This is a genomic window from Xanthobacter sediminis (assembly GCF_043195015.1).
Lineage (GTDB): Bacteria > Pseudomonadota > Alphaproteobacteria > Rhizobiales > Xanthobacteraceae > Xanthobacter.
On record NZ_JBAFWH010000007.1, the window covers coordinates 221,046 to 240,323 of the forward strand.

The following is a 19,278-nucleotide window of genomic DNA, read 5'->3' on the forward strand; positions in this document are numbered from 1 at the left end:
GCATGAGATAGGCGTCCGCGCCTTCTCCATTGCCGGGCCGTACGCCGCAGGGAACCGATCCATGCCCCTTGCCGACCTCCTCGTTCCGAACGCGGTCTTCCCGATGTTGCGGGCGAGCAGCAAGAAGCAGGTTCTCCAGGAACTGTCCCAGCAGGCCGCCCTGCTGGTGAACAAGGACCAGCGGGAAATCTTCGAGACGCTCCTGCAGCGGGAGCGTCTCGGCTCCACAGGCGTGGGCAACGGCATTGCCATTCCCCACGGCAAGCTGGCCAACCTCGACAAGCTGGTGGGCCTGTTCGCGCGGCTGGAGAAGCCCATCGATTTCGAATCACTGGACGGCGAGCCGGTGGACCTCGTGTTCCTGCTGCTGGCCCCGGAGGCCGCAGGTGCCGATCACCTGAAGGCGCTGGCGCGCGTGGCCCGCATGCTGCGCGACCCGGACGTGGTGGAAAAGCTCCGCGCTACCCGCGACGCCACCCTCATGTACAACCTCCTCACCGCCACCACCGCCTCCAACGCCGCCTGACGGCAACCCTCAGGGTCTTGCGGCGCCAAGACGTCGCGGTGCCACGACGTCGCGGCGCCGAGCGACGCGCCGCCGAGCGGCCCTATGGAGATTGAAAGCGGCAAAGCCCGCCTCAGCGGCCCGCCGGAACTGCAGGCTGCTGGGTTTCCGCATTCGCGAGGAAAAGGGGGCGAGGAAAAGCGGGCGGCCTCGCATGCCATGCCGGTGCGCCGCATTCGGCGCCCGCCGCCGAAGGCTCCAGGACGACCTCCCCCTGTGCGCGTAAGCGGGAACGGCACGGCCCATCGCCTGAAGCAGCATCCGCGTGCAGATCAGGCATGCCTCGTTCTTCGGAGATGGATCGTCCCGCGGGCGAGACCTCGTCTAAGGCCGCTCGACGCTCCGGCGACCGTCATCCAGAGCAACCACGCGCACCCTCTCCGCCTCAGCCCCATTCCGGCAGCAGCCCACGCGGAAGTCAGTCATATGCCCAGCGGGGCTTAAGCTCCCGCCGGGCGGCGCACCTTGGCGAAGCGCATCAGTGCACGCTCACCGTCACCAGTTCATGCTCCATGGCATTGGCCAGGGCGGCCTCGCGGCTGTCGGTCAGCATGATGGGGGTGCCATCGGCCGCATGGAGGGTGAACAGCGTCATGCCCGGTGCGATCTGCGGCGCCTGCGGGAACAGGGCCTTCACGTCCTCCGAACGGATGCTGCGGACATAGGCGATCTCACCGCCGCCCAAGCCCGCCAGCGCCTCGGGCGTCATCTCGTGTGTCGAATTCTCGGTCATCATCATTTCTACTCCTTACTCCGGCGCGCCACCGCCCACGCCCTCAGGGCCGCGAGACGATATCGATCCGCATGACCTGCCGCTCCGGCTCGGGGCGGACCAGATCCACGGAAAGCAGGCCGTTGCGCAGCTCAGCGCCGAGCACGTTCATGCCTTCCGCGAGGACGAAGGTGCGCTGGAACTGCCGCGCCGCGATGCCCCGATGCAGGAAGACGCGGTTCTGCCCGTCGTCCACCTGCCGGCCGCGGATGGTCAGTTCCCGCTCTTCGAGGGTGATCTCGAGCTCATCGGAGGAAAAGCCCGCCACCGCCAGCGTAATACGCAGGCAGAGCGGCTCCCCCGCCGCCGCCTCAATCCTCTCCACATTGTAGGGAGGATATCCGTCGGCACCCTTGGTCACCCGGTCGAGCACCCGCTCGACCTCGTCGAACCCCAGGAGAAAAGGGCTCGACAACGAAGAAACTCGCGACATGCCTCAAGTCCTCATCAAGCGACTTGGTCAAGCGATCCGGCTTGCCGGGCGCGCGCCTGTCCGGCCGCGCCCGCCGGGACCCTCTGCGGCATCCCGGCCTCAACGGATATGGGAAGGGCCCGGCACCGCCGCAAGATGTCGCGGCGGCGCCGGGCCCCTGTGTCTCGTGGTGACGCGCCGGAGCGCGGCGACGGCTCAGGCAGCGCGCCGGGGGCCCACCACCTGGCGCGGCGCGAAGCTGTCCGGGTCGGCGGCCGCCCAATCGGCCGCATAGTGGGTGCCGTCGGGTGCATCGAGCAGGATGCCGGCGGGCAGGAAGGGATAGATGCGGTCCAGCGCCTTCACCTCGATGGGGCTCACCCGGTGCCAGATGTGGTGGGGCAGCAGCTCGCTCGGATGATGGAGGCCCGCCGCCGCCACCAGCTCCGCCAGCGCGGCCACCGTGTGGCGGTGGAAGCTCTCCACCCGCTCCGCCTTCTCGGCCACCACCAGCCCGCGCTGGAGATGGGGATCGGAGGTGGTAACGCCGGTGGGGCATTGGCCGGTGTGGCAGCGCATGCTCATCACGCAGCCGAGCGAGAACATGAAGGCGCGGGCGGCGTTGCACCAGTCGGCGCCGATGGCCATGTTGGCCGCCATGGAAAAGCCGGAGGTGACCTTGCCGGCGGCGGCAAGCCTCACCTCGGGCCGCAGCCCCGTGCCCACCAGCGCGTTGCGCACGATCATCAGCCCCTCGCGCAGCGGCATGCCCACGTGGTCGGCGAGCTCATGGGGCGCGGCGCCGGTACCGCCCTCCGATCCGTCCACGACGATGAAGTCGGGCCGGATGCCGGTCTTCAGCATGGCCTTGGCCATGGCGAACACCTCGGTGGGGTGGCCAACGCATAGCTTGAGCCCCACCGGCTTGCCGCCGGAAAGCTCGCGCAGGCGGCCCACGAACTCCATCATCTCGACCGGCGTGGAGAAGGCCGAGTGGCGGGCCGGCGAGATGCAGTCCACCCCCACCGGAATGCCGCGCGCCTCGGCGATCTCCGGCGTCACCTTGGCGCCGGGCAGCATGCCGCCGTGGCCGGGCTTGGCGCCCTGGGAGAGCTTGACCTCGATCATCTTCACCTGGTCGTCGGCGGCCCGCTCGCGGAACCGCTCCGGCGAGAAGGTCCCGTCCGGGTTGCGGCAGCCGAAATAGCCGGATGCGATCTCCCACACGATGTCGCCGCCGTGCACGCGGTGGTACTTGGAGAGGCTGCCCTCGCCGGTATCGTGGTAGAAGCCGCCGCGCCGGGCGCCGAGGTTCAGCGCCTCGATGGCGTTGCCGCCGAGCGAGCCGAAGCTCATGGCGGAGATGTTGAGCACCGAGGTCGAATAAGGCCGCGCGCAGGCCGGCCCGCCCACGGTCACCCGGAACGGCTCCTTGCTCACCGCGGTGGGGGCCAGGGAATGGGTCATCCATTCATATTCGGCGGCGTAGGTGTCGAGCTCGGTGCCAAAGGGCTGGCGGTCCTCCTCGTTCTTGGAACGGGCATAGACCAGCGAGCGGTCGTCGCGGTTGTAGGGCTTCTCGGAGAGGTCGTCCTCCATCAGGTACTGGCGCAGGTAGGGCCGGATCGCCTCGAACAGCCAGCGCATGGAGCCGATGACGGGATAGTTGCGCAGCAGCGAATGGTCGGGCTGGGTGACGTCGAACACGCCGAGCAGCACCAGCGGGAACAGCACGCAGAAGCCGATCAGCCACGCCTGGTGCGACACGAAGGAGAGGATGACGCAGATCACCGCGCCGAGGCTGACGGCGATGAAGACGCTGTAGCGCGCGAGCAGCGTCTTCGTGCTCGGCGAGAGAAGGGCGGCGGGGGTGTCTTTGCCCGTCATGTTTGGCGGCCTCCCGTTTGGACACACGCCAAGCTAGAGCATATTCGCGCGCCGGGGGCACCCGCCCGGCGCGAAGAAAGTCCGCGCGGGGGGGTAGCCATGGCGGAGGCGTCCCCGCCCGCTCAGGCGGCGAGCGCGGCCTGCTGGAAGCGGGCCGCCAGGGCACGCAGCACCGGGATCTGGCCCGGCAGCTCGCTCCAATAGCGGCGGTTCAGCTCCAGGTTCACCACGGTACCGGCGTCGAAGCGGCAGCGCTGCGCCACCTTTTTCCAGTCGATGGCGCCCCAGCCCAGCGGCAGGTGCAGGTCCCCCTCCCCGAGCGCCGCCCGCTCGCCCTCGTCGATGGCCCAGCTGGTGGCCGGGCGGCCGAAGCTGTCATGGACATGCAGGTGGCGGGCATAGGGGGCGAGGGCCGCGATCTCGGAGAAGTAATCGACGCCGGCATCCGTGGTGCGCAGGAAGGCGTGGCTGAAATCCAGCGTCGCCCGCACGTGGGGGTGGTCGACAGCCGCGATCTCGGCGGCGAGGCGCGAGGGCAGCGCAGTCTCGCGCATGGGCTCGAAGCGGAAGATGTTCTCCACGCACAGGGTGAGGCCGTGGCGGGCGGCGCGGTCCCCGGCGCGGGCGAGGGCGGCGCGCTGGCGCACATAGGCCGCGTCCACGTCGCTTTCCTCGCGCACGCAGCCGGTGTGCGTCACCAGCGTGCGCGCGCCCAGGGCGCCGGCGATGTCGATGGCCGCCTCCAGGCACGCGAGGTGGCGCGGCTGCCGGCTCGGATGATCCATGAGGTTCACCGCCAGCGGACCGTGCACGGTGTAACCGAAGGGCCGGTTGGCGGTGGCGGCGACGAGGCGCTCCAGGCGCTCGGTCAGCACCCTGCCGTCGATGATGAGGGTCCAGGCGAAGATAGGCAGCTCGACGAAATCGACGCCGAGCCGCTCGGCCTCGTCCAGCTTGGGGCCGAGGTCCTCGAAATCCGGCGATGTGGCGCGGATGGAATAGCCGATGCCCACGATGGCGGGGCGCGGCGCCTGTGCGTCCATGCTTGGTGTCCTTCCCGTAAGCGCGCCGGGCGGGCGGCACGCCCCGGCTCGCAGTCGCGCGCACCGAACAGGAGGAAGACGGCAGCATGATGGGCGGCTGAGGCGCTGTCACCGCATGGAAACGCCGCCGCCGGCGGAATCCTCGCCAGAATGGAATAAGGGCGCTCGCCGGGGGTCGACGAACGCCCTTTGTCCGGATCGATGACGCTGACACCTGACGATCGATCCTATCCTTACATAGCAATATTGGGGCCAAGATAAAACACGCTACATATTGCGCCATAATTGCACATAAGCACAATATATGGACATCTCAAATATATCGCCATTGCAGATTGCATTCAGAACTCGCATTTTGCGATATCCGCCGCATCGTCTTGCACTTTGCAACAGCCCTTCCGCCCCGGGGCGACCCACCCAGCCATGCCGGACCCTGGCGCACCACGCGCCCGGACGGCACCTGACCAAGGCCGCCGAGAACCAGCGCGCCCGGCGGCGAAATCAGCATCATGGGAAAGCGGCAGGCCGGTGCGCCCCCTCCGAGGCCCGTCAACCGGGCTCGCGGGGGATCAGCTCAGGCACGCGGTGGCTGAGCGACGTCGAAGCGACATCCCTCGCTCACCCGGGCTGATGGTGTCAGCCCACGCGGCTGCGGGGGCCACCCTCGGTCGCCAGCCACATGTCGAGGAAGCCGTCGAGCCAGCGGCACACCGCGGCATCATAGCGGCTCCAGCCCTGAAGGTGGGCCTCGCCCGGCTGTGCCCCGCGCTTAGTGAGATTGTGCGCGCCGCGGACGGTCCACAGGCACATCATCTCCCGCGTCACCTCGGGATGGAACTGCAGGCCGTAGGCCGATCCGCCGTAGCGGAACGCCTGGTTGGGAAACACTTCCCCGGTGGCGAGCAGGTCGGCGCCGCGCGGCAGGTCGAAGCCCTCCGAATGCCAGTGGTAGACATGGCTCGGCCAGTTCAGCAGCGCCGCCCCCGTATCGGTGGCCTCGAGCGGGTAGTAGCCGATCTCGCACGCCCCCTCGCAATGGGGCGAGACCGAGGCCCCGAGCGCCTTCGCCATCATCTGCGCGCCGAGGCAGATGCCCAGCAGCGGGGCTTCTGCCGCAAGCGCTTTCTCGATGAAGTCGATCTCGGCACGGATGAAGGGCAGGTCGTCATTGGCGCTCATGGGCCCGCCGAACACCACCGCGCCCGCATAGGAAGCAAGGGTCTGCGGCAGCGGATCGCCCAGGGCCGGGCGGCGCACGTCGAGCCGGTAGCCGCGCCGCTGCAGCCGCTCGCCGATACGCCCGGGCGTGGAATGGGCCTGGTGCACCACGATGAGAATGTCGGTGGCGTCCGCGCTGTCCCGCTCGGGAGTGGCGGACGCGGCGCAAGGCGTGCCTTCAGGCGCCAGGGGCGGCGCCTCCTCCTGAAGCACCGGGCCTGCAAGGGCGGCCTCCGGGCAGGTTTCGCGCGCGGGGGCGCTCCCGCTTCCCGCAGCGTTATCGTGCCGGGCCCGCGCCGCTTCGGTCCCGCCGGCCGGCGCGCTAGTCCTGTCGTTCACCGCCAGTTTCCGCCTCCTCACGGATCTCGCGACGGATCTCCACCCGGTCGCGCGTATCCACATTGAGCAGTTCCGCCGCGCGCCACACGACGTTGTCCTCGAACTCCGTCAAGGTGCCGTCCGCGAAGGCCACCTGGAACATCATCTCCACGATGCGCCGCCGGCCTTCCTCGTCCAGCGCCCGGTTGAGCACGCTGGTGAAAGCATAAAGATCAACGGCTTCGGCATCCTTGGCAATGGCCAATTCCACCAGGGCACCGCTTTCCGCTTCGGAAAGGGAGAAGCGCTGCTCCAGCACGCGCTTCAGCACCACCCGCTCGGAATCGGCCACCACCCCGTCCACGGTGATGACGTGCACCAGCAGTGCGGCGGCGGCGAGGCGGTAGTCGTCGGTACCGAACTGGGCCACCTCGCGGCGGCCGCCGGTGATGTCCGTGATGAAATCGGAGAGGCTGCGGAACATGCGCGGGCATCCTGCGGCTCGAAGGAACATGCGGGGCCGGGCGGCGCAGCCCCGCAGGGAACATGGTCACGGCGCGGCGGAACGCAACGGTCCCGGCAGACCCGGAACCGGCTCTCGCCTGTTGCCATGATGCCCCGGCCCGCGCAAGCTCGGCAACCTCGCCGCCGCGACCGCCGGCGATGTGCCATGATGGCCGCGGGAATCGCCACTGCGCCGCGCGCCACTGGCCCGGCGGCGGAGCAGGAGGGAGCATATTGCGCGATCAGCCGGCCGGCCGCGGCACCATCCTGCTGGTGGAGGACGAGCCGTTCGTGGCGCTCGTCGCCCAGCAGGTCCTGGAGGACCACGGCTTCGCGGTGACCGTTGCCACCCACGGGCGCGCGGCGCTCGCGCAGGTCGCCGGGGGCGGCGCGCCGGCGGACGCCCTGGTGCTCGCCCTCGTGGACATGGGCCTGCCGGACATGGGCGGCGACGAGGTGGTGCGCGCCCTGCGCCGGTTCCGGCCAGACCTGCCGGTGGTGATCGCCACCGGCTACGCCGCGGAGGAAGTGGAGGCCCGGCTTGCCGGCACCGAGCGCGTGACGATCATCCGCAAGCCCTATGACGTGGCCACCCTGCGCGCGGCCCTGCGCCGCTTCGGCATCGAGGTGCCGGAAGACTGAGGCGGGGCCACGGCATCCCGGCCAACGTCAGCGGCGCAGCAGCACCTGGCCCAGGATGAGCCCGAGGCCGGCCGCCACGGCACAGGCGGTCAGCGGCTGTTCGCGGATGGTGGCGCGCAGGGCGCCGCAGCGGCCTTCCGCCCACAGGCCGGCGGTCTCGGCCCCCGCCTCGGCGGCACTGACGGCCTCGTCCGCGGCCAGCCTGGCGCTCTGCCCGGCGACGTCGAGCAGGCGGGAAATCTCGGCCTTGAGGCGCTCCAGATCCTGCCGCACGTCATCGAGCGTAGGCTCGGCGGCGGTTTCGGCGTGGGCGGCCTCGGCCTTCGGGGCGGCAGACTTCTCGACCATGGAAACGGCTCCTGTGGCGTGCGACGCGGACGGAGGATGCGCCGGAACGCCCCGCGCCCGCAAGGCCGCGCCGTGCGCGTCAGGCGGTACGGGCCAGCGGACCCGGCGTGCCACGCGCCCCGTGGAAGAAGAGGGCCTGGGCGATGGTGGCCTTCACCGTTTCGGCGAGGAACGGCTTGGTGATGAGGTAGGTGGGCTCCGGCCGCTCGCCCGTGAGCAGGCGGTCCGGAAAGGCGGTGATGAAGATCACCGGCACGTTGCAGCCGCCGAGGATGTCGCTCACCGCGTCGACCCCCGAGGAGCCGTCGGCGAGCTGGATATCCGCGAGCACGAGGCCGAAGTCCCCGGCCTCGGCCAGCTCCACCGCCTTGGAGCGGGTGGGCGCGACGCCCACCACCTCGTGCCCGAGGTCGCTCACGAGGCTGCGCAGGTCCAGGGCGATCACCCACTCGTCCTCGATGATGAGCACGCGGGTGGCGGTCTGCCGGTCGATGTCGCGCTGGGCGGCGATCACCTGTGCCTCCACCTCCTCGATGGGCACGCCGAGGATGCTCGCCGCCTCGGTGTAGGAGAAGCCCTCCATGGCGGTGAGCAGGAAGGCGACGCGGGAGGAGACGTCCATGGCCTGCAGGCGCTGGTCGGCGCGCAGGTCCGGAAGACCGGGCGCCGCCTTGCGGTTCCACACCCGGTGGAAGGCGCGATGGAGCGCCACACGGGGCGAAACCCCGCTGTCGAGCGGCACCTTGCCGTCGATGAGCGCCGACAGCGTGTCCTGCACCGCGGCGTCCCCCGCCGCCTGAGAGCCCAGCAGCGCCCGCGCGTAGCGCCTGAGCGAGGGGATCTGCTTCACGATCGATGAAGGCGACATGCGCGGCTCCGTGATGGACATCCCGCGCCGGCGGCGCAGCGCTCCTGGGCAGTGTTGCGCCGGGAAACCGGCAACAAAAGGGACAGCGGTCCAACGCGCCCTCCGCCGGAAAGTTCCCATGCGCCCGGAACCGGCAGGCAACGCATTGCATTGTAAAGCGGATGAGGGTTCGCTTCAGCTGCGTCGTCACGCGGACGACGGCCGGTCACATCGGAGCTTTGGATGGAGTGGGTGAAGGCCCAGGCCGAGCACGCGCACCACAGGGAGCGCAACGCCATCTTCGCCGCCGCCGCCGGCGAACCGCGCAGCCTCCTGGACAGCGTCCGGCGCCGGCTGATCCTCATGGTGCTGTTCGCCCTCGCGCCCATCGCCGGGCTCAACTTCGTGCAGGGCGCCCTGCAGCTGCGGACCGCCCAGCAGGAGGCGCAGGGGCGCCTGCTGCAGCACGTGCAGGCCGATGCCTCGACGCTGGAAAAAGTGTTCGCCTCTGCGGAGAACGTGCTGCGCGCGCTGCAGAATGTCGCCGACGTGCGGGACGCCGCCACCTCCTGCCCGGCGATCCTGCACGGCGCAGTGCTGAGCCTGCCCTTCGCCAGCAACATCGGGGTGATGAACCGCGACGGGCGGGTACTGTGCTCGGCCCTGCCGCTGGAGGCGCGGGACGTCTCGGGCGAGCCCTGGTGGCGGCAGGCGGCGCGGGATTCGCGCTTCCTGCTGTCGGGCCGGGTGTTCAGCCGCGCCGCCGCCGCCGAGGTGCTGGTGGGCGTGCTGCCGCTGCGCGAGCGCGACGGCACCTTCATCGGCGCCGTCACCCTCTCCATGGACGTCTCATGGCTCGAAGGGCTGCTGCGGCGCGAGACCCCCGCCGGCCAGGGCGTGGTGGCCCTGTTCTCGGCCCAGGGGGTGGAGTTGCTCTCCAATGCCCGGATCGTCTCCGGCGCGCTGTTCGCGGATCAGCCCATGGCCGGGCCCGGCAGCATCCTGCGCGAGGCGCGCGACCCCGACGGCCGAAGCTTCACCTTCGCCACCGCGCCGCTGGGCCGCGAGGGGCTGGTGGCCGCCTTCGCCATGCCCACCGAGCGCCTGTTCCCCTGGACCGTGCTGACGGTCGCGGCGAGCTTCGCCCTGCCGACGCTGATCGTCGCGGCGAGCCTGGTGGGGCTATGGCTGGCGGTGGATCGCATCGTGCTGCAATGGCTGCTCTACCTGCGCCGGGTCACGGCCGTGTACGCGCGCGGCCACTACGCCTTCCGGCCCACCCGGTTCGACGACGCCCCGAGCGAGTTCCGCGCCCTCGGCCACGCGGTGGAGGAGATGGCGCTGGCGGTGCGCGAGCGCGACGGGCGGCTGCGGCTCGCCCTCGCCGAGAAGACCGGCCTGGTGCGCGAGATCCATCACCGCATCAAGAACAGCCTGCAGATCGTGGTGAGCCTCATCAGCCTCTATGGCTCGGGGCTGCGCGGGGAGGATCGGCGGCGGTTCGAGCAGTTGCGCACCCGCGTCAACACGCTCGCCCTCGTGCACCGCCTCCTCCACGAGGCGGCCGATGGCTCCAAGGTGCGCCTGCGCGAGCTGCTGCGCGAGCTCGGCGGGCTCCTGGAGGGCGCCTGCGAGCGTCCGGCCCGAATCACCGTGGAGGCCCAGGATGCGCCCCTGCCCACGGACATGGCGGTGCCGCTGGCACTGATGGTGGCGGAGATCGTGCTCGGCCTCACCGCCGCCAGGGAGGAGCCGCCCTTGAAGCCCGCCCTCCTCACCCTGCGCGCGCGCGCCGCGGGTGGGCGCCTCGCCATTGAGGTCGAGGCGGCTCTGCCGGACGGGGCCGCACGCGCGGCCGGCGACCTCGCTCATGGCTTCGCCGCCCAGCTGGGCGGGAGCCTGGCCCACGGCGCCGGCACCGACCGTGCCCTCGTTTCAGGCGATTTTCCCTGCCCTTCCTCCACGCCCTGAGCGTTCCCACGCGGAACACGGGAACCTGCGGCCTTCTGCAACGTTCATGGTTCGGGAGCCGGATGCCCGCGCCGTGGCCGCCGGCTGGCGGGGCTCAGAACGTCAGCAAGGGACCAGGAGCAGCAGTCATGGAAAAGGTTCAATCGAAGGCCCCTTCCCACCGCGGCTTCGCGGCCATGGACGCGGAGAAGCAGCGTGCCATCGCCCGCAAGGGCGGCGAGAGCGTGCCGGCGGAAAAGCGCAGCTTCTTCCAGAACCGGGCGCTGGCCGCCGCCGCCGGCCGCAAGGGCGGCCAGAGCGTCTCCGACGATCAACGCAGCTTCTCGCGCGACCGCACCCTCGCCTCCCAGGCCGGGCAGAAGGGCGGGCAGAAGCACGGCGGGCAGGGCTCCGGCGGCCGCGGCGCCTGAGCTTGCGGCCGGGAGGCGTAGGCGTGCATCACCGAAAGGTGATCTCCCGACGGAACGGGGCACATGCCTTCCGCCGCGCGACGCTGTGTCCTAAGATGCCTCAGATGCGCAGCGCAGACCGGGAAAACCGGCGCGAGGACGGGGGGCGGCGACGCCTCCCTCCCCTCCGTGACGAGGCACGGCGCAAGCGGATCGCGCCACGGCGCCGCAGCGAGCGGGCCGCAGGCGCACCCGGTGTTTTCGCACGCGAGGGTTCGCCATGGACGTGACGCCACGCCCGCACGCGACCGGCCCCGACAGCGACCCGCCCCTGCGCATGCAGGTGCTGGAGTTCCTGCCGGCGCTGCGCGCCTTCGCGCGCTCCCTGACCCGCAACCGCACCGAAGCCGACGACCTGGTGCAGGAGACCCTGCTGAAGGCGCTCGCCAACATCGACCGCTTCGACCCCGGCACGAACCTGAGGGCGTGGCTGTTCACCATCCTGCGCAACACCTACTACACCGACATGCGCAAGCGCCGGCGCGAGAATGAGGGCCTCTCCGCCCTGGCGCAGCAGGACGGCAACGTGGGCCCCAGCCAGGAATGGTCCATGACTCTCCAGTCGCTCCAGGAGGCACTCGGCCACCTGCCCGACGACCAGCGCGAGGCGCTGGTGCTGGTGGGCGCCGCCGGCCTCTCCTACGAGGAGGCGGCGGAGGTGTGCGGCTGTGCCCTGGGCACCATCAAGAGCCGCGTGAACCGCGCCCGCGCCAAGCTGCTGGTGCTGATGGGCGCCGATGCCACCGCCGACGTGGTGGAGGGCGACGCGGTGGCGCTCTCCGCAGCCCATGGCGCCCGCTCCGGCGGGGGCTGAGCCCCACCGGGCTCGAGTCAGTCCGGGGACCAGCCGGGCGGGGCGAGCTCGAACCCGGCGAAATCGAAGGCGGGAGCCACCGTGCAGCCCACCAGCGTCCAGGCACCCCGGCTTTCCGCCGCCTGCCATGCGAAGGCGGGCACCACCCCCTGGGGCCGCTCGCCCCGGCCGAGCCCCGGCCCCAGCACCAGCTCCTCGCGCGCGCCGCCATGGGCGAGCGAGAGAGTGAGCGGGGCGCCGGCGTGCCAATGCCAGATCTCCACCGCGTCCACCCGGTGCCAGTGGGAGCGCTCCCCGGCGGCGAGCAGGAAATAGATGGCGGTGGAGGCGCCGCGCCCGCCATCCGGCGCCACGTCGCGGAAGGTCTCGCGGAAATGGCCGCCCTCCGGGTGGGGCTGAAGGCCGAGCAGGGCGATGACTTCGGCTGCATCGAGGCGGGGGTCGATTGGATCGGAAAGCACCACGGCTCAGCCCCTGAAATCGTTCTTGCGGGCGCGCAGCTCGGTGAACACGGCGGCGGGGTCCGCCCCCGCGAGGCCGAGCCGCGCGGCAAGCGCCGTGTCGTCCGCCCGCAGGAAGGGATTGGCCGCGATCTCCTCGGCGAGGCGTGAGGGCACGGTGGGCCGCCCGGCCGCGCGCTCTGCCTCCACCCGCGCCGCGAACGCCCTGAGGTCAGCATTGTCCGGGTCCACCGAAAGGGCGAAGCGGGCGTTGGAGAGGGTATATTCGTGCCCGCAATAGACCGAAAGCTCGTCCGGCAGGGCGCGCAGGCGCAGCAGGGAGCGCCACAGTACCGGCGGCTCGCACTCGAAGGCGCGGCCGCAGCCCAGGGAGAACAGCGTGTCGCCGGAGAACAGGAGCCGCTCCCCCTCGAACAGGTAGGCCACGTGGCCCGCCGTGTGACCGGGCACCTCCAGCACCCGCCCCACGAGGCCGCCGACGGCGACCGGGTCGCCGTCCTCCACCACCGCGTCGATGCCGGGAATGAGACCGGCTTCCTTGCGCGGGCCCACCACGGCGGCGCCGTAGCGGGCCTTGAGGGCGGGGATGCCCTGCACGTGGTCGGCGTGGTGGTGGGTCACCAGCACCTGGTTGATCGGCCATCCCGCGGCATCGGCCGCGGCGATGATGGCGTCGCCGTCCGGCGCGTCCACCACGGCGGTCGCCTCCGTGGACGGATCGTGCAGCAGCACGGCGTAATTGTCGGAAAGGCAGGGAACGAGACGGATCTCGGCCGGCACGCGGGGCTCCTCCGGGGCAATAGAGCGTTTTCCAGCGAAGTGGACATCGGTTCGCGGAAAGAAAACGCGTCAACTCGAAGATCTGGAGCATTCCCCCGGCCTCATGAACCAGGGGAATGCTCGGGTCGGGCGATGATAGCAGAGGCTTCGCCGTCCCGCCTCCCCCCGCGCTTTCGCGCCGAGCCGCCAGATCGCAGGCGACCTGCGGGCACCTATGGTTTATTGATGCCGTCCGGGGCGCGGGCCGAGGGTGGCCGGCGCCCGTTCCGGATTCGGCAGGATGTGGGATCTCGGCAGCCAGGGGATCGCGGGCGGCGGCATGAATGTCGATGTCGTCGACCTGCGCAATTTTTATGCGCAGCCGCTCGGCGTCATGACGCGGCGGCTGCTGGTGCGCGCCATCCGCGCCCGCTTCGATGACGTGACCGGCCTCGCAGTGATGGGGCTCGGCTATGCCATTCCCTATCTCGGCGTGTTCCGCGAGGAGGCGGAACGCTGCATCGCCCTGATGCCGGCCGCCCAGGGCGTGGTGCGCTGGCCCTCCAGCGGCCCGGCGCTCGCCGCCCTCGCCGACGAGGCCATGCTGCCCCTGCCCACCGCCAGCATGGACCGCGTGGTGGCCGTGCACGCCCTGGAGATGACGGCCAGCCCGGCCGAGATGCTGCGCGAGGTGTGGCGCGTGCTCGCCCCCGGCGGACGGCTGCTGGCGGTGGTGCCCAACCGGCGCGGCGTGTGGGCGCGGCTCGACACCACCCCCTTCGGCAACGGCCGTCCGTTCTCGCGCGGGCAGGTGGTGGGGCTGCTCCGGGAGGCGCTGTTCACCCCCGTGGGCTGGGGCGAGGCACTTTACGCGCCGCCGAGCCACTGGTTCCTGCGTACCGCCGTAGCATTCGAGCGCATCGGCGGGCGGCTGTCGCTGCCCTTCTCCGGCGTGCTGGTGGTGGAGGCGACCAAGCAGCTCCACCGCCCGGTGATGGTGCGCCGCCCCCGCCTCGCGCCCGTGCTGGAACCGGCGATGGAGCCGGCGCTGGGCCTGCGCTCCCACCGGCTTGGAGCGTTTTCAAGCGAAGCGGGCACCGGTTCGCGTGAAGCAAACGGGTCCGCTCAAACGCAGGGCATTTCCCCGATTCCGTGAAGCACGGAAAGGCTCTAGCGCGCCTGTTCCCCCCGCGAGAGCAGGAACACCGCCTGCTCGCCCATCAGGTTCCACACCCACCACGGCATGTTGAAGCGCACCCGGTGGCCGGCGGAATCGAGCGCCACCGCCTTTTCCATCCGCGCATCCAGCGCCCCGGCCAGGGCCACGAAGTCGCGGATGGTGCAGAAGTGGATGTTGGGCGTCTCGTACCAGGCGAAGGGCATGTTGTCCGTCACCGGCATGCGGCCGTTCACCAGCAGGTCGAGCCGCGAGCGCCAGTGGCCGAAATTCGGGAAGGAGACGATGGCGCGCCGGCCGATGCGCAGCATCTGCTCCAGCACCCAGCGCGGGCGGCGGGTGGCCTGGAGCGTCTGGGAGAGGATGACGTAGTCGAAGGCGTCGTCCGGATAGTGGGCAAGGTCCACGTCGGCGTCGCCCTGGATGACGGCAAGGCCGCGCGCCACCGCCCCGTTCACCCCCTCGCGGGAGAGCTCGATGCCGCGGGCGTCGCACCCGCGCGTGGTGGCCAGCAGATCCAGCAGGGCGCCGTCGCCCGCGCCCACGTCCAGCACGCGGGAGCCGGGCTTCACCATCTGCGCCACCACCAGGAGGTCGACGCGCCCGCCCTCCAGGCGCAACGCTCCTTCGTCCGGCTCGGACTCGCGCAGCGCCATGCTCACCTCCCCCGCGCGGCCGGCAGGCCGAAGGCCCGCGCCGCGCTGTCGAGGAAGCCATGGGCGATGGCGTTGAGCTCGGGCTCGTCGAGCAGGAAGGCGTCGTGGCCCTTGTCGCTCTCGATCTCCGCGAACGAGACGCTGGCGCCGGAGGCGTTCAGGGCGTGGACGATGGTGCGGGAATCCTCCGTCGGGAACAGCCAGTCGGAGGTGAAGGAGACGAGGCAGAAGCGCGTCTTCGAGCCCTTGAAGGCATGCGCGAGCACGCCATCGTAATCGGCGGCGAGATCGAAATAGTCCATGGCCCGCGTGACATAGAGATAGGAATTGGCGTCGAAGCGCTGCACGAAGGCCTCGCCCTGGTGCCGCAGGTAGCTTTCCACCTGGAAATCGGCGTCGAAGCCGAAGGTGGGCATGGCGCGGTCCTGCAGGCGGCGGCCGAACTTGCGGTGCAGCGCCTGGTCCGACATGTAGGTGATGTGCGCCGCCATGCGCGCCACCGCGAGCCCGCGCTGGGGGGTCACGCCTTCCGCCAGATAGCGCCCGCCGCGCCAGTCGGGATCGGCCATCACCGCCTGCCGTCCCACCTCGTGGAAGGCGATGTTCTGCGCCGAATGGCGGGCGGCGGTGGCGATGGGCAGCGCCGAGAACACCCGCTCGGGATAGCTCGCCGCCCATTGCAGCACCTGCATGCCGCCCATGGAGCCCCCGGCCACGCACAGCAGCTTCTCGATGCCGAGATGGTCGAGCAGCATGGCCTGGGCGTTCACCATGTCGCGGATGGTGACGAGCGGCATGTCGAGCCCGTAGGGCGCGCCGGTGGCGGGATTGGTGGAGGAGGGCCCGGTGGTGCCCATGCAGCCGCCGAGCACGTTGGCGCAGATGACGTAGAAGCGGTCGGTGTCGATGGGCCGGCCCGGCCCCACCATGGTCTCCCACCAGCCCGGCTTGCCGGTGACGGGATTGAGGCTCGCCGCATGCTGGTCGCCGGTGAGGGCATGGCACACCAGCACCGCATTGGTGCGCGCCGCATTGGGCTCGCCGTAGGTCTGGTAGGCGATCTGGAGGCCGGGCAGCAGCACGCCGGCGTCGAGCCGCAAAGGCTGCGCCGGGCCGAAGCGCGCGACCGGCGAGTGCGGCTCGTCCGCCTCCTGCCGGGCACGGGCCTCGACGGCGTCTCCGGCCTCGGAATCGGCCTTCGGGGCGGTGCCATCCGGTGGGACGAACGATGTCATGACCGGAACCAAGCGGTGCCCGCGCCCCGCTGTCAAGCACCGCTGCCGCACGCAAACGGGGAAAGCGCCGCCACCTTCGTAAAAATGTAAGCCGGCGCGGAGATAAGAGCGTCGCCGGCCGTGCTCGCGGCGCGGTCGCCGGCACGATTCCCACCTCCTCAGGTAGCGCGCGAGGCTCGGCTCGGCGCATGATGGGCGGGGCTGCGTGCGGTTGGGGGAGAGCATGAAGGACCCGTTCGCGAAGACCATCGGCTACCGGCTGAACCACACGGCCCGCCTGCAGCGCGCCCTCTCGGCGCGGCTGCTCAGCGATCTCGGCCTGTTTCCCGGCCAGGAGGCGGTGCTGAAGCTGCTGTCCGAGCAGGACGGCCGCACCATGGGCGACCTCGCCGCCGCCCTGCGCGTGCGCCCGCCCACCGCCTCCAAGACCATCGCCCGGCTCACCAGCCAGGGCCTGGTGGAGCGCCGCACCACCGACGGCGACGGCCGCCTGGTGCGGGTGTTCCTCACTGAAACCGGGCGCGAGCGCAGCACCGCCATCGACGGCGTGTGGGAGGCCCTGGAGAACGAGATCGTCGCCGGGCTGGACGGCAAGGAGCGCAAGCGCCTGCGCAAATTGCTGCGCAAGGTGGAAAAGAACCTCGCCGAGCGGCTCGGCACCGACGGCGGCGCCGACGACGAGGCCGACGCGGCGGACGACGACGAGGACATCTGATCCCGCCGGCTCCGGTCCCTGGCCGGCGCCAAGCGGGGTCCGCTCAATCATCACGCCGGCTGGCCGAGGGCCCATGGGGCAGCCCACGGGCCCTCGGCGTCATCCCCAGGCGGGCGCGGCGCCGGACGGGGCAGGCCTGCGTCTTCCGGCGGCATCCTCGCTTTGGTCAAAATGCGCCGTATCCTGCGGCTACCTCTCCCGGAAACCGTAGGGAATCATGGCCGCCCCCCGCCTGCTCGTCGTCGAAGGAAACACCGCCGAAGCCCGCGCCCGACAGATCCATTTCGGAGGACAGGCGGCAAGCGAGGGCTATGCGCAGCTCCTGCGCGAGCTGGCGCCCGGCGCCGTGGCGGACATCTGCTACCCGGCCGATCCCGGCGCCAACCTGCCCGACGGTGGCGGGCTCGAGGGCTATGACGGCATCGCCATCACCGGCTCCTCGCTCAACATCTACAACGGCGGGCCGGCGGTGGAGCAGCAGATCAGCCTCATCCGCGCGGCCTTCGCCACCGGGGTGCCGCTGTTCGGGAGCTGCTGGGGGCTTCAATTGCTCACCGTGGCGGCCGGCGGCAGCGTGCGGCTCAACCCGCGCGGGCGGGAGGTCGGCTTCGGCCGCCGCATCCGCCAGACCGCCGAGGGCCTTGGCCACGACCTGTTCGCGGAGAAGCCGCCCGTCTTCGAGGCCATGACCGTGCATCTCGACGAGGTGGAAGCCCTGCCCGAGGGCGCGCGGCTGCTCGCCACCAACGACCACTCCCAGGTGCAGGCGGCGGAGATCCCCGCCGGGCGCTCCATGTGCTGGGCGGTGCAGTACCACCCCGAATATCCCTTCCGCGAGATGGCCGCCATCTTCCGCCGCCTGCGCCCCTCGCTGGTGGCCGAGGGCTTCTTCCAGGACGAGGACGAGGAGGCCGCCTTCATCGCCGACCTCGAGCATTTCGAGCGCGAGCCGGGCAACAGGTCGCTCGCCTGGCGCTGCGGCATCGACGGGGCGGTGATCTCCAAGGCGGTGCGCACCATCGAGATCCGCAACTGGGTGGAACGGCTGGTGCTGCCCATCCGCGCCGCCCGCGGGCGGGGCTGAGGGCAGCGGGCTCAGCCATCGGCCGGCGCCGAGTAGCCGGTGCCAAGCGGGGTCCGCTCAGCCCTCCTCCGCCTCGAACGCCTCCATGTACGCGGCGACCCGCCGGTCCACCCGCACGTCTGATCCGCGGATGGCCCGCACCAGGGAGAGCCCCTCCAGGGAGCGCGCGCGGGAGAGCGCCACATAGGCCTGCCCCGGCGCGAACGCGCCCTCGCCGAAATCGATGCGCACGTCGTCCAGGGTCAGGCCCTGGGCCTTGTGCATGGTCAGCGCCCAGGCGGGGGCGAGGGGGAGCTGGGTGTAGGTGCCCACCACCTGCGCCTCGATGCGCCCGGCCGGCTCGTCCCACCCGTAGCGGACCCGCTCCCAGGTGAAGGCCTCGATCTCCACCGTCGGCCCGGCGTCGAGCTTCACCAGGGCGCTGAAGGGGCCGAGGCCCACCACCGTGCCCACCGAGCCGTTCACCCAGCGCCGGGCGGGATCGTTGCGCAGGGCCATCACGCGGGCGCCGCGCTTCAGCACCAGCTTCTCCGCCACCGGCAGGCGGTCGCCCTCCAGGCCGAACTCGCCCTTGAGCACGCCGGAGAATGCGCGTCCCTCGTCCGGCAGGGCCGCGAGGCCGCGGGCGTTGTAGGCGTCGGCTCGGGCGTTGGTGGGGGTGAGCAGCACCGGCAGGGCGCCCTCGCGGTGGGGCCGCACGCAGGCCGCGTTCAGCGCCTCCGCCGCATCGCGCGCGCCGCGCCCGCGCCGCAGGGCGTCGAGCATGGACACGAAGGCGCGGTCGGTCTGCCGGTGCACATGGGTGAAGGGCACGCCGGCCGTGGGCCGCTCCGCCAGCGCCTTGGCGTGGAAGGCGAAGGGGCCTTCGTAACCCATGCGCTCCAGCATCTCCTGCTCGGCCATGGGCACCACCGGGGGAAGCTGGAGGAAGTCGCCCACCAGCACCATCTGCACGCCGCCGAAGGGCTCGGACGTGTCGCGGGCGATGCGCAGCGAGATGTCCACGGCGTCCAGCAGGTCGGCGCGCACCATGGAGATCTCGTCGATCACCACCCGGTCCAGCTTCTTCAAAAGCCGCCGCACCTGCACCCGCGGCTTCACCTCGTCCGGATTGAGCAGGCGGGGTGGAATGCCGAAGAAGGAGTGGATGGTCTGCCCACCCACCTGCAGCGCCGCCACCCCGGTGGGCGCCAGGAACACCTGCCGCCCGGTGGGATTGCGCCGCAGCTCGTGGAGGAAGGTGGTCTTGCCCGTGCCCGCCCCGCCCAGCACCATCAGCGTGGGCGTCCGCGCGGTGATGGCGGCGAGCGCGCGGGCCGCCTGCCCGCCGGGATCGGCCGGAAGGCCACCGGCGGAACCGCCCGGCATGCCGGGAACCGGCGGCGCGCCCGCCTGCGGGCC

21 protein-coding genes are annotated in these 19,278 nt (G+C 71.1%); 8 read left to right on the forward strand and 13 right to left on the reverse strand.

Annotation, left to right across the window (positions count from 1 at the left end):
* Positions 1-61 precede the first annotated feature (61 nt).
* On the forward strand, positions 62-526 hold the full coding sequence (gene ptsN / locus V5F61_RS11790) for a PTS IIA-like nitrogen regulatory protein PtsN (RefSeq protein ID WP_393987996.1): 465 nt from the start codon (positions 62-64) through the stop codon (positions 524-526).
* Between the two features lie 517 nt (positions 527-1,043).
* Here ptsN and V5F61_RS11795 read toward each other — a convergent pair.
* From V5F61_RS11795 to V5F61_RS11820, 6 genes are all read right to left on the reverse strand, one after another.
* Entirely contained in the window at positions 1,044-1,298 is a 255-nt protein-coding gene (locus V5F61_RS11795) for a BQ00720 family protein (protein ID WP_393988179.1), read from the reverse strand.
* 43 nt (positions 1,299-1,341) lie between these two features.
* Positions 1,342-1,770: an Hsp20 family protein gene (locus tag V5F61_RS11800; protein ID WP_393987995.1), complete on the reverse strand. Its 429-nt coding sequence runs from the start codon at positions 1,768-1,770 to the stop codon at positions 1,342-1,344.
* Between the two features lie 195 nt (positions 1,771-1,965).
* The gene (locus V5F61_RS11805) at positions 1,966-3,636 is read right to left on the reverse strand and encodes an FMN-binding glutamate synthase family protein (RefSeq protein WP_393987994.1); all 1,671 of its coding nucleotides are present in this window, start codon (positions 3,634-3,636) and stop codon (positions 1,966-1,968) included.
* A gap of 122 nt (positions 3,637-3,758) precedes the next feature.
* Positions 3,759-4,679 carry a sugar phosphate isomerase/epimerase family protein gene (locus tag V5F61_RS11810; protein ID WP_393987993.1) on the reverse strand — a complete coding sequence of 307 codons (921 nt, stop codon included), beginning with the start codon at positions 4,677-4,679 and terminating at the stop codon, positions 3,759-3,761.
* Between the two features lie 636 nt (positions 4,680-5,315).
* Positions 5,316-6,110 (reverse strand): glutamine amidotransferase, encoded by a 795-nt coding sequence (locus V5F61_RS11815; RefSeq protein ID WP_393987992.1) that lies wholly within the window; start codon positions 6,108-6,110, stop codon positions 5,316-5,318.
* A gap of 109 nt (positions 6,111-6,219) precedes the next feature.
* Entirely contained in the window at positions 6,220-6,699 is a 480-nt protein-coding gene (locus V5F61_RS11820; protein WP_393987991.1) for a tellurite resistance TerB family protein, read from the reverse strand.
* 254 nt (positions 6,700-6,953) lie between these two features.
* Here V5F61_RS11820 and V5F61_RS11825 point away from each other — a divergent pair, with 254 nt between their 5' ends.
* Positions 6,954-7,361, forward strand: coding sequence for a response regulator (locus tag V5F61_RS11825; RefSeq protein ID WP_393987990.1), 408 nt, complete (start codon positions 6,954-6,956; stop codon positions 7,359-7,361).
* Between the two features lie 27 nt (positions 7,362-7,388).
* Here the strand turns inward: V5F61_RS11825 and V5F61_RS11830 are convergent, their stop codons facing one another.
* Positions 7,389-7,709 (reverse strand): hypothetical protein, encoded by a 321-nt coding sequence (locus V5F61_RS11830; protein ID WP_393987989.1) that lies wholly within the window; start codon positions 7,707-7,709, stop codon positions 7,389-7,391.
* A 79-nt stretch (positions 7,710-7,788) separates the two neighbouring features.
* Complete coding sequence (locus V5F61_RS11835; RefSeq protein ID WP_393987988.1) at positions 7,789-8,577, reverse strand: response regulator; 789 nt, start codon at positions 8,575-8,577, stop codon at positions 7,789-7,791.
* Positions 8,578-8,799: 222 nt separating this feature from the next.
* On the opposite strand from V5F61_RS11835, the gene V5F61_RS11840 reads away from it, so the two are divergent.
* From V5F61_RS11840 to V5F61_RS11850, 3 genes are all read left to right on the forward strand, one after another.
* The gene (locus tag V5F61_RS11840) at positions 8,800-10,527 is read left to right on the forward strand and encodes a sensor histidine kinase (RefSeq protein ID WP_393987987.1); all 1,728 of its coding nucleotides are present in this window, start codon (positions 8,800-8,802) and stop codon (positions 10,525-10,527) included.
* Positions 10,528-10,655: 128 nt separating this feature from the next.
* Complete coding sequence (locus tag V5F61_RS11845; RefSeq protein WP_393987986.1) at positions 10,656-10,937, forward strand: con-10 family general stress protein; 282 nt, start codon at positions 10,656-10,658, stop codon at positions 10,935-10,937.
* A gap of 259 nt (positions 10,938-11,196) precedes the next feature.
* Positions 11,197-11,790 (forward strand): sigma-70 family RNA polymerase sigma factor, encoded by a 594-nt coding sequence (locus V5F61_RS11850; protein ID WP_393987985.1) that lies wholly within the window; start codon positions 11,197-11,199, stop codon positions 11,788-11,790.
* A 17-nt stretch (positions 11,791-11,807) separates the two neighbouring features.
* On the opposite strand, the gene V5F61_RS11855 is transcribed toward V5F61_RS11850, so the two are convergent.
* Both V5F61_RS11855 and gloB read right to left on the reverse strand, forming a co-directional pair.
* On the reverse strand, positions 11,808-12,251 hold the full coding sequence (locus V5F61_RS11855) for a cupin domain-containing protein (protein ID WP_393987984.1): 444 nt from the start codon (positions 12,249-12,251) through the stop codon (positions 11,808-11,810).
* 6 nt (positions 12,252-12,257) lie between these two features.
* On the reverse strand, positions 12,258-13,031 hold the full coding sequence (gene gloB / locus V5F61_RS11860; RefSeq protein ID WP_393987983.1) for a hydroxyacylglutathione hydrolase: 774 nt from the start codon (positions 13,029-13,031) through the stop codon (positions 12,258-12,260).
* A gap of 319 nt (positions 13,032-13,350) precedes the next feature.
* Between gloB and V5F61_RS11865 the strand changes: the two genes are divergently transcribed.
* The gene (locus V5F61_RS11865) at positions 13,351-14,166 is read left to right on the forward strand and encodes a class I SAM-dependent methyltransferase (RefSeq protein ID WP_393988178.1); all 816 of its coding nucleotides are present in this window, start codon (positions 13,351-13,353) and stop codon (positions 14,164-14,166) included.
* A 14-nt stretch (positions 14,167-14,180) separates the two neighbouring features.
* On the opposite strand, the gene metW is transcribed toward V5F61_RS11865, so the two are convergent.
* Together metW and metX are read right to left on the reverse strand one after the other, a co-directional pair.
* A complete protein-coding gene (metW, locus tag V5F61_RS11870; protein WP_393987982.1) occupies positions 14,181-14,843 on the reverse strand; it encodes a methionine biosynthesis protein MetW in 663 nt (220 codons plus the stop codon).
* A gap of 2 nt (positions 14,844-14,845) precedes the next feature.
* Positions 14,846-16,078: a homoserine O-acetyltransferase MetX gene (gene metX / locus V5F61_RS11875; RefSeq protein WP_393987981.1), complete on the reverse strand. Its 1,233-nt coding sequence runs from the start codon at positions 16,076-16,078 to the stop codon at positions 14,846-14,848.
* 223 nt (positions 16,079-16,301) lie between these two features.
* Between metX and V5F61_RS11880 the strand changes: the two genes are divergently transcribed.
* Together V5F61_RS11880 and V5F61_RS11885 are read left to right on the forward strand one after the other, a co-directional pair.
* Positions 16,302-16,793, forward strand: coding sequence for a MarR family winged helix-turn-helix transcriptional regulator (locus V5F61_RS11880; protein WP_393987980.1), 492 nt, complete (start codon positions 16,302-16,304; stop codon positions 16,791-16,793).
* A gap of 217 nt (positions 16,794-17,010) precedes the next feature.
* Entirely contained in the window at positions 17,011-17,877 is an 867-nt protein-coding gene (locus V5F61_RS11885) for a type 1 glutamine amidotransferase (RefSeq protein ID WP_393987979.1), read from the forward strand.
* A gap of 57 nt (positions 17,878-17,934) precedes the next feature.
* Here V5F61_RS11885 and V5F61_RS11890 read toward each other — a convergent pair whose 3' ends face one another.
* On the reverse strand, positions 17,935-19,245 hold the full coding sequence (locus V5F61_RS11890; protein WP_393987978.1) for an ATP-dependent DNA helicase: 1,311 nt from the start codon (positions 19,243-19,245) through the stop codon (positions 17,935-17,937).
* Positions 19,246-19,278 lie beyond the last annotated feature (33 nt).